Annotated in this window: 3 protein-coding genes; all 3 read right to left on the bottom strand. The window is 57.7% G+C overall.

Going from position 1 to position 3,953, the window contains the following annotated elements:
• Positions 1–354 precede the first annotated feature (354 nt).
• From JNM42_RS03485 to JNM42_RS03495, 3 genes are read right to left on the bottom strand one after another with little or no spacing between them, the layout of a single operon-like run.
• Positions 355–1,377 (bottom strand): tyrosine-type recombinase/integrase, encoded by a 1,023-nt coding sequence (locus JNM42_RS03485; RefSeq protein ID WP_294266232.1) that lies wholly within the window; start codon positions 1,375–1,377, stop codon positions 355–357.
• Entirely contained in the window at positions 1,367–2,341 is a 975-nt protein-coding gene (locus tag JNM42_RS03490; protein WP_294266235.1) for a tyrosine-type recombinase/integrase, read from the bottom strand. The genes JNM42_RS03485 and JNM42_RS03490 overlap by 11 nt, the downstream gene beginning before the upstream one ends.
• Positions 2,338–3,297, bottom strand: coding sequence for a tyrosine-type recombinase/integrase (locus tag JNM42_RS03495; RefSeq protein WP_294266239.1), 960 nt, complete (start codon positions 3,295–3,297; stop codon positions 2,338–2,340). The genes JNM42_RS03490 and JNM42_RS03495 overlap by 4 nt, the downstream gene beginning before the upstream one ends.
• Positions 3,298–3,953: the final 656 nt, after the last annotated feature.

Below are 3,953 nucleotides of genomic sequence, written 5' to 3' on the forward strand. Positions count from 1 at the left end.
GGTACCGTGGGTTCGAATCCCACCCTCTCCGCCAATACAGTGAATTAAGTCCTTGTATATAAAGGACATTTGTATTTATACAAATTGTTGACTATCAATTTAACTATCAATTGATGATCCGGTTGGCAAGTTGTCGCCTTCCGGAAAGCTCCTATTTTCCTGAAATGCTACACCGTCCGTTTTGCTGTGAAAGCAGCCAGTCGGCAAATTCGCGCCACCTTCCGCTACTCGGCCTTATGGAAAGCTTTGCATAAGGCCGATTATGCAAAGTACCCGATTATGGAAAGTAGTCGGTCGGAACGTGTGCCGAGCACTGATTGGCTGTGATAGGCAGGAATTCCGACCTTTACATAATCAGAGTGACTTCAGGAAGTCGATGAGTGCGTCGGGTGCCCGGTAGCGCTGAATCTTGGCCGTTGGTTCGTGAAGCTTGGCCAGGGCACGCTCCTTCATGGTCAGGTCAGCCTCGACGTAATGATGGGTGGTTGCCGGACTCTCGTGTCCGAGCCAAAGCGCAATCACGCTGATGTCGACGCCGGCTTGCAACAGGTGCATCGCAGTCGTATGCCGAATGGTGTGAGGCGAGACGCGCCGCTTCGCCAAGTCAGGGAATGCACCGGTTGCTGACTGGACTGCCAACGCTAATCTCAAGGCGACATTGGTTCGCGTCATGGCCTGGCCATTGCGGTTTGGCAGCAACGTGGATCCCGCCTCGAACTGCGGATTCAAGCGTAACCAGGCGCGCACTTCTTTCACGGTCGAGCGCCACAGCGGAACGCTGCGCAGCTTGCGGCCTTTGCCATGTAGATGCACGCAGGCAGCGCCTGCATCGAGCACAACATCGCCGACCTTGACCGCGGTGATCTCCGAGACGCGAGCCCCGGCGTTGTAAAGCATCAGGAACAACACATGATCCCGCTGTCCAATCCATGTTCCGTCCGGTGTGCCGATCACTGCCAGCATCTCATCGCGGGTCAGGTAGCCAAACATCGGTCGCTCGAAGCGCTTCACCGGGACCCCGAGGGCGCGCTCGATCACCTGCAGCGACGACATGTCCCGGTGGGCGGCGAACTTCAGAAACGACCGCAGTGCCGCCAGACGCGCATTGCGGCTACGCACGGAATTGTGTCGTTGACGTTCCAGATGGTTGAGGAAGGCCATGATCAGATCCGGTGTGATGTCGGCCAGTGCCATCGCGGTTGGAGCCTTACCGAGCCGGGATTCAGCAAATCTGAGGAACAACATGAAAGCATCGCGGTAGGCAGCGATCGTTTGCGGACTCAAGGCTCGGTGCTGCGTCAAATGTTCGGCGAAGTAGGCTTGTACGAGCGCAGCAAACGACGGTGGCGGCTTCGGTATCTTGGTCTTATTCATCATTGCCTCCCGTGAGATCAGCGAAGCGCTCGAACTTGCCGCCGGCCAGCGCCATCAACTCGGGAACCGCCGTCAGATACCAGTAGGTGTAGAAGATCTCGGCGTGGCCAAGATAGGTCGACAGTGCCAGCATCATCTGATCGATATCGGTGACATCGGCATGCCATAGCATCAGGCGCCGAACAACAAAGGTGTGGCGCAGGTCGTGAAGACGTGGTGCATCGTGCGCGCCGCGATTGACCCAGCCGAGGCCGTCACGCAATGCATTGAAGACACGGTGTGCCTGCCGGTCACCGAGCGGTTGTCCGAGTCGCTGGCCACGGCTACCGATGAGGAATGGGGTCTCGTCTGTCGTCAGTACATGCTGTGCGCGTTGCCGCCGGTAGCGCTCCAGCGCCTTGACCGTGGTCGGGTGCATTGGTAATTGCCGGGACTTTGCGAACTTGGTTTGCCGTATGGTCAGTATCCCGTGTTTGAGATCGACATCGGCGTCGCGCAGGTGAAGGGCCTCGGACACCCGCAGTCCGGACGAAGCCATCAGGCCGAATAGCGTCTCGAAGGTCATTGGGCGCAAACTGCCTCGAGGCCCGAGCGTGAGAGCTGCCTCCATCAATTCGACGATCTCGTCTTCGCGGTAAATGTGCGGCGCCACGCGACCGGGTACAGGTCCGAAGATCGACTCGTCCGGGACTTCGGTATCGGGCTCGAACTGCTTCAGGTATCGGGCAAATAGCCGTACCTTCTCCAGGCGACGCGCCCACGTCCCTGGCGTTTCGCGGTTTCCCTTGTCGTGCCGTGCCCAGTCCGCCATCAACTCGACGGTTAGTGCTCCGCGATGATGACGACTGTCCACGTAGCGCGCAAATCCGGACAAGAGCGTGTCCCACGAATGCAACTTGAATCCAAGGCGACGGCGTTCGGCAATAAAGGCATCGATCCTTGCCTGCAAGCTGGTGCGCCGGCTCATGATCCGCTCCCCGGCCAGGGCAACGGCACGGCGGACAGCTTCGGCGTGTCGAGCTTGGCGTAGATCAGCGTCGTGTTCAGCGAACGGTGCCGCAGTACATCAGCGACTTCCTTGAGTGAGCTACCGTTCTCAACCAGTCGGCACGCCAAGGTGTGACGTAGCGCATGCGCGCTGAAATGCTTCAGGCCAATTCGTAGGCCGGCTCGTTTGATCACCTTCTGGATCGCCATCGACGAGATCGGTTGATCGCACCCTCCCTGGCAACGGATGAAGATCGCCGGATTGCTGGTGTGTGGGCGTTCATGTTGCAGATAATCAGCCAGCGCCTGCCCGGTCTCCATCGGCAACGGCAGGATGTCATGACGCAGCGATTTCGTGCCGCGCAGCATCACCGTGCCTACATGCCAGTCGACATCGCTGATCATGAGACGAGCGATTTCTCCGGAACGCAGCCCCATGTCGAGTGCACAGCGGATGATCGCGTAGCTGCGTTTCGGTGACCGCCGAACTGTCGTGAAGGATTTCAACAGGCGGTCAGCCTCGTCCGGTTTGAGCGCTCGTGGCAACGGCGCCAGTTTCCAGTGAACGGGGTTCGTGATGACTGCGGTCAGTCCGCCAACCTGATCGCCGCAGGTGGTCCGGTAACGGAAGTAGCTACGCAACGCCGATGCCAACTGTGATGCATTGGATGGCGTTTGACGCGCGTCCAGTTGGTCGGCAAGGAACTGGCGAATGTCCTCAGGGCGCAGCTTGGCAAAATCGATTGGACGTTCAGCGAACTTCCGTTGCAGCAAGCGTCCTACGATCGAAGCACGCTGACGGCGAGTGCCCGGCGACAACCCTCGTACTTCACGCAGGTGCTCGTCGTAGCTGCGCAGTTCCTCGGCGACATCAACAGAAAATGCCGCCGATGGCTGCGCATTTCGCGCAGTACGGTGCAAAAAAGTTTGGTTCATAACGGTCTCCTGAAGTAGAGCAACCACTCCAAGAGACCACTGAAATTATGTCAACCTTCCGGAAAACTCAGACTCTGCCAATCCGCTCCCTGCCTACTATCCGGCCAAAGGCGCGCCGACTACTTTCCATAATCGGGTACTTTGCATAATCGGCCTTATGGAAAGCTTTGCATAAGGCCGAGCAACTGTCGCCCATTCCTGAATCGCGTATGGCAGCTCCCGCTGCATAGCCGAAGTTCAGGCTAAATTTTCCACGACCACTGGGTGTCTGCTGGCTAAAGGCTTACAGCAGACGCTCGATGTTCATGGCCCACCGACAACAGGTCGGCCAATCCGGTCGTTGGGGCTCTGTGCCACCAACGGCAGCAATGGGAAGGTCAGCGGTCGTAGCTCTGGAAGTCGGCTCCTACGTCCGGTTGATATTTCAGGCTACTTCTGGAATCGACCCTGAACTACAGGTTAATCTCTTGAAAAGCGGACATGCAACGTAGAATTCACCTGGGCTGCGCGGCATCATCGCGCAGCATTATGCCAATGTTACCAAGTGAGGGTCTTGGTGTTGTCCTTGAAGAGAGCACCGCCAGTAAGTTCTGGTTTCCCCACTTTCATGCCAGGCAACAAGTCGGACTCTTTGACGCCGTATTGCTTCATGCACA

The organism is Propionivibrio sp. (genome assembly GCF_016790145.1).
Classification (GTDB): domain Bacteria; phylum Pseudomonadota; class Gammaproteobacteria; order Burkholderiales; family Rhodocyclaceae; genus Propionivibrio.